A 4,829-nucleotide genomic window follows, 5' to 3' on the forward strand; every position below is an offset into this window, starting at 1 on the left:
GTCCCGCCCGTCCCGCCCGTCCCGCCCGGACCGGGGACGGGGGGCCGGCGGGCGGCGGCTCGCCCACGTCAGTCTCGCCCTCGTGTCCGCACTGGTGCTGAGCGTCACCGGCTACGCGTGGGCGGTGATGCACGGCATGCTCAGCGGGATGACGACGGCCGACGTCATCGGCCCGGACGCCGGCGACCTGCCCGCGGACGGCTACCGGGACATCCTCCTCGTCGGGATGGACAGCCGCACCGACGCCCAGGGCAACCCGCTTCCGGAGGACATGCTGGCCAAGCTGAACGCCGGTGTCGCCGACGGCGCGTTGAACACCGACACCCTGATCTTCGTCCGGGTGCCCAACGACGGCAGCGAGGCCATGGCCGTGTCGCTGCCGCGCGACTCGTACGTCACCATCCCCGGATTCGGCAAACACAAGATCAATTCGGCGTACGCCAGGGGGAAGCTGGCCGCGCGCGAGGACCTCGTCGCCGAGGGGGTCACCGACGAACGGGAACTCGAGGTGCGCAGCAACCAGGAGGGCGCCCGGACCCTGGTGAACACGGTGGAGACCCTCACCGGCACCACGATCGACAACTACGCCTCGATCAACCTGCTGGGTTTCTACGACATCACCAAGGCGGTCGGCGGGGTCGAGGTCTGCCTGAACGAGGCCGTGGAGGACCCCGCATCGGGCGCCGATTTCGAGGCGGGCAGGCAGACCATCGAGGGTCTCGACGCGCTCGCCTTCGTCCGGCAGCGGCACGGCCTGCTGCGGGGAGACCTCGACCGCGTCGTCCGGCAGCAGGTGTTCATGGCCGGGCTCGCGCGCAAGGTGCTCTCCGCCGGGACGCTGGCCGACCCGGCCAAGCTGAACGCTCTGGTCGAGGCCATCAACAAGTCCGTGGTGGTCAACGAGGGCTGGGACATCCTGTCGTTCGCGCAGCAGATGCGCGGGCTCACCGGCGGGCGGATCGAGTTCCAGACCATCCCGATCGTGAATCCGGAGTACGAGACCGCCACCGACGGGCTCGCCGTCCGGGTGGACCCGGCCGAGGTCCGGGCGTTCCTCGCCGAGGCGAGCGGGGAGACCGGCGGCGAGGCGGCGACGCAGGCCCCGCCGCCGGAGGAGATCACGGTCGACGTCTACAACACGTCGGATATCACCGGCCTCGCGGGCCGGGTGTCGGACGAGCTGGCCCAACAGGGTTTCGTCCCCGGCGAGGTGGCCAACGAGGCACCGAGGCAGGCCAGCGTGGTCCGGACGGCACCGGACGAGAAGGCGTCCGGCCGGGCGGTCGCCGACGCTCTCGGCGGTCTGGCGGTGGAGACCGGGGCCGACGTCCCGTCCGGCCACGTCCGCGTGCTGCTGGCGCCCGACTACAACTCCCACGGCAGCTCCACCCCGCCCGCCGCGGGCGGTGGTGCCCCGGCCGCGGCGGGCGGGGTGCAAGGGCGTCCCGCACAACGACAGCAACCGAGTGACCCGAGCGAGCCACCGATCACCGCGGACAAGGTGGTCTGCGTCAACTGACCGCCGCCACTACTCCAATCGGGTCATGTTCTCCGATTCGGCGGAGTTTTTCGCGCTCGCGCGTAAGGACACGGCCGTCGACGCATTCCTCCCCTGTAGGAAACCGGTAGATGGTGACGGGCAGGGGTTGGCCAGTGCTGATCGAGACGGACAGATATCAACAGGTGTTGGGTGAGGAGTTGCGCAAGCTCAGAACGGCCAGGGGCTGGACCCGGAAGGAACTCAACGAACGGCTGCAGAGTGGGATCTCGCTGCAGACCCTGGCCACCTACGAGCTCGGGACACGGCAGTGCTCGGTGGTGCGGCTGGCCGAGCTCTGCCTGGCCATGGAGGAGCTCCCGCAGGACCTGCTGGCGCGGGTGCACCGCCGGTTGTTCGCCGAGCACCAGGGCAGACTGAAGGTGCACCTCGACGACGTGGTCGCCGACGACCAGCCCGAGCTGCTGCCGCTGCGCCGCTGGGCGCGCGGGCGGCTCGCCGAAGGGGGTGCGGCCGAGGTGCAGTTCGACCGCACCACCCTGGAGCAGCTCGCGGCGTTGTGCGAACTCGGCACCGAGGAGCTGGTCACCCGCCTGCGGCGGCTGTCCACTCCGGCGCCGCAGACCGCCCGTGCAGGCGGAAGTCACGCGGATCGAGCGTGCGGGTCCTGAGCCAGTACCGCCAGGTGAAGCCGGGCCAGATGGTGCGGTTCACGCCCTGGCTGTCGAGGTACCAGCTCGTGCAGCCACCGCGCGTCCAGACACCCTTGGACAGTTTGCGCTGGATCTCGGCGTTGAACCGCGCCTGCGCCTCCGGTCGCACCTCGATCGCCTCGGCGCCCTCGGCCTCGACCCACCGGATCGCCTCGGCGATGTAACGCACCTGCTGCTCGATCATGAACACGACCGAGTTGTGACCCAGCCCGGTGTTCGGGCCGAGCAGAAAGTACAGGTTCGGGTATCCCGTGACGGTCATGCCGAGGTGGGTCTGCATGCCCTCCTCGGCCCACTGCTTGCCGAGGTTGGTCCCCTGCGCACCGATGATGTCGAGATCGTCGAAGGCGTCGGTGACGTGGAAGCCGGTGCCGTAGATGAGGGCGTCCACCTCGTGCTCGACGCCCGCGGCGTCCACGACGCTGTTCGCGCGGACCTCGGCGACGCCGTCGGTGACGACGTCGACGTTGTCCCGGTTCATGGCCGGGTAGTAGTCGTTCGAGATGAGCACCCGCTTGCAGCCCATCACGTAGTCGGGCGTGAGCTTGGCCCGCAGGGCGGGATCGTCGACGTGCCGGTCGATGTTGCGCTTGGCGATCTTCTGGGCGAACTTCATGATCCGCGGATCACCGTTGAACCCGACCGCGCGCAGTTCGAGCATCCAGTACAGCAGGTCGCGGTACGCCCGCTGGACGCCGGGAATCCGGGAGAACAGCCGCTTCGCCCAGCCCGGCATGCGCCGGTCCGGCTTCGGCATGATCCACGGCGGTGTCCGCTGGAAGAGGGTGAGCCGCTCGACGTCCTTGGCGATCTCGGGCACGAACTGCACCGCGCTCGCCCCGGTGCCGATCACCGCGACCCGCTTCCCGCGCAGGTCGTAGTCGTGGTCCCACTGCGCCGAATGGAACGTCGTGCCCTCGAACCTCTCGATGCCCGGCAGGTGCGGGATCTGCGGGATGTGCAACGCCCCCACCCCGCAGACCAGGTGCCGGGCGACGAACTCCTCGCCGGCGGCGGTGCTGATGTACCAGCGGTGCTCGTCGGTGTCCCACCGCGCGCCGGTCAGCTCCCGCCCGAACCGGATGTGGCGGTAGAGGTCGTACTTCTCCGCCACCCCGCGGATGTAGTCGAAGATCTCCGGCTGCGGGGAGAACGAGCGCGACCACCCGGGATTCTGCTCGAACGAGTACGAGTACATGTGCGACTGGATGTCACAGGCACAGCCCGGGTAGGTGTTGTCCCGCCAGGTGCCGCCGACCTCGTGCTCCTTCTCCAGGATGACGAAGTCGTCGCGGCCGTCCCTGCGGAGCTGGATCGCCATGCCGAGTCCGGAGAACCCGGTTCCGACGACGACCACTCCGGTCTCGGTGCGTGTGCCCATGTCGCTTCCTCCATGCCGCTCTGCCTGGTCCCGGCGACCCTGTTACCGGAAGTTCACCTTACTGGCAGTAGGTTACCGGAAGTAGAATAGCGATCGTGAGCGCGAGTGCAAAGACCCCCGCCCGCCGCAAACGCGTGCCCAGGGCCGAACGGGAACGGCAGATGGTCGAGGTGGCCGAGCAGGTCTTCGCCGAGCTCGGCTACGCCGCGGCCTCGATGGACGAGATCGCCGAACGGGTGGGCGTGTCCAAACCGATGCTGTACGAGTACTTCCACTCCAAGGAGGGATTGCTGCTCGCCTGCATCCAGTCCGCCCGCGGGGAGTTGCGGGAGGTCACCGAACGCGCCGTCGTCGGGGCCGCGACCGCCGAGGACGCACTGCGCCGGGGACTCGCGGCGTTCTTCGGGTTCGTCCGCAGGCGCAGGCAGGCGTGGTCGCTGCTGCGCAACGAGATGGCGCTGGCCGGTACCTCGGCCGCCGACGAACTGGAGGCGACCCGGCGACAGCAGACGGACCTGATCGCGGGCGTGATGGGCGGCTATCTCGCCGTCTCGGACCCGTCCCGGGCCCAGGCGTCGGCCGAGTTCGTCGTCGGCGGCTGCGAGCGGCTGGCCATCTGGTGCGAGCAGGACGACGAGATCACGCCCGAGGTGGCCACGGATTACGCCATGGACCTCCTGTGGGGCGGCGTCAGCCACCTGGCGCAGGATCAATCGACTCGCTGACACACCTTTTTCACCCACAGTGGTGAGTTTCTGAGATCGTTCTCACCCTGGGTAGCCTTTTCTCCGGCGCCGTGTTGCCGCGCGGCCTCGGACGTCACAAACTTGAATCATCGTCATAAAGGCAGCGAACCACGTCGCCGCACGCGGCCGGATGCCGCTGTCCGGAGAGGGGTGAACAGGGGTGCAGACAGTCACCGCGACCTACGCGCGCACGGAGGAGAACTGGACGGTGCGCGTGTCCGGTCTCGGCAGGGAACTGGACGCGGAGGCGTCCGGGATCATCGCCGCCCGGGACCGTGCCGACCAGCTGGTGGACGAACTCGCCTCCGGCGGCGAGCAGCCGACCGTGGTCCACCTGATCGAGGGCAGCGCGGTGGAGTTCACCTCCACCTACATGGCCGCCCGTCTGGCCGGGGCCGAGAGCGCCGGTGCGCCCGAGCGGTCCGGGACGACCACGCGGGCCGCGGAGTCCGCCCCCACGACGACCCGTGCCGACGCGGGAGCGCAGGAGG

Annotated in this window: 5 protein-coding genes; 4 read left to right on the plus strand and 1 reads right to left on the minus strand. The window is 69.4% G+C overall.

The window, feature by feature from the left end; translation table 11 throughout:
* Together SACHA_RS0106380 and SACHA_RS0106385 are read left to right on the plus strand one after the other, a co-directional pair.
* Positions 1-1,519, plus strand: a 1,519-nt coding sequence (locus tag SACHA_RS0106380; RefSeq protein WP_232211825.1) for an LCP family protein, incomplete at its 5' end; no start/stop codon positions are given.
* Between the two features lie 134 nt (positions 1,520-1,653).
* Positions 1,654-2,169 (plus strand): helix-turn-helix transcriptional regulator, encoded by a 516-nt coding sequence (locus SACHA_RS0106385; protein WP_019808098.1) that lies wholly within the window; start codon positions 1,654-1,656, stop codon positions 2,167-2,169.
* Here SACHA_RS0106385 and SACHA_RS0106390 read toward each other — a convergent pair.
* The gene (locus tag SACHA_RS0106390) at positions 2,084-3,592 is read right to left on the minus strand and encodes a flavin-containing monooxygenase (RefSeq protein WP_019808100.1); all 1,509 of its coding nucleotides are present in this window, start codon (positions 3,590-3,592) and stop codon (positions 2,084-2,086) included. The genes SACHA_RS0106385 and SACHA_RS0106390 overlap by 86 nt on opposite strands.
* A gap of 95 nt (positions 3,593-3,687) precedes the next feature.
* Here SACHA_RS0106390 and SACHA_RS0106395 point away from each other — a divergent pair, with 95 nt between their 5' ends.
* Entirely contained in the window at positions 3,688-4,317 is a 630-nt protein-coding gene (locus SACHA_RS0106395) for a TetR/AcrR family transcriptional regulator (RefSeq protein WP_028662945.1), read from the plus strand.
* A 181-nt stretch (positions 4,318-4,498) separates the two neighbouring features.
* Positions 4,499-4,829: hypothetical protein (locus SACHA_RS25015; RefSeq protein WP_019808103.1), on the plus strand; the 331-nt coding region annotated here is incomplete at its 3' end.

Source organism: Saccharomonospora halophila 8 (genome assembly GCF_000383775.1).
GTDB classification, from domain to species: Bacteria; Actinomycetota; Actinomycetes; order Mycobacteriales; family Pseudonocardiaceae; genus Saccharomonospora; species Saccharomonospora halophila.